General features: G+C 52.7%; 1 rRNA gene. It reads right to left on the reverse strand.

Annotated elements, in window-relative coordinates:
* Positions 1 to 732: ribosomal RNA gene (locus tag HMPREF3138_RS11720) — 23S ribosomal RNA — on the reverse strand; the annotation flags it as partial.

The raw sequence follows: 732 nt of genomic DNA on the forward strand, positions 1-732 counted from the left end.
ACCTCCAGCAACCCTCACAGGCCACCTTCAACGGCTTACAGAACGCTCCCCTACCCAACAACGCTAAGCGTCGCTGCCGCAGCTTCGGTGCATGGTTTAGCCCCGTTACATCTTCCGCGCAGGCCGACTCGACCAGTGAGCTATTACGCTTTCTTTAAATGATGGCTGCTTCTAAGCCAACATCCTGGCTGTCTATGCCTTCCCACATCGTTTCCCACTTAACCATGACTTTGGGACCTTAGCTGGCGGTCTGGGTTGTTTCCCTCTTCACGACGGACGTTAGCACCCGCCGTGTGTCTCCCGTGATAACATTCTTCGGTATTCGGAGTTTGCATCGGTTTGGTAAGCCGGGATGGCCCCCTAGCCGAAACAGTGCTCTACCCCCGAAGATGAGTTCACGAGGCGCTACCTAAATAGCTTTCGGGGAGAACCAGCTATCTCCCGGTTTGATTGGCCTTTCACCCCCAGCCACAAGTCATCCGCTAATTTTTCAACATTAGTCGGTTCGGTCCTCCAGTTAGTGTTACCCAACCTTCAACCTGCCCATGGCTAGATCACCGGGTTTCGGGTCTATACCTTGCAACTATTCGCCCAGTTAAGACTCGGTTTCCCTACGGCTCCCCTATACGGTTAACCTTGCTACAAAATATAAGTCGCTGACCCATTATACAAAAGGTACGCAGTCACACCACGAAGGTGCTCCCACTGCTTGTACGTACACGGTTTCAGGTT

It is taken from the genome of Serratia sp. HMSC15F11 (assembly GCF_001808215.1).
Lineage (GTDB): Bacteria > Pseudomonadota > Gammaproteobacteria > Enterobacterales > Enterobacteriaceae > Serratia > Serratia nevei.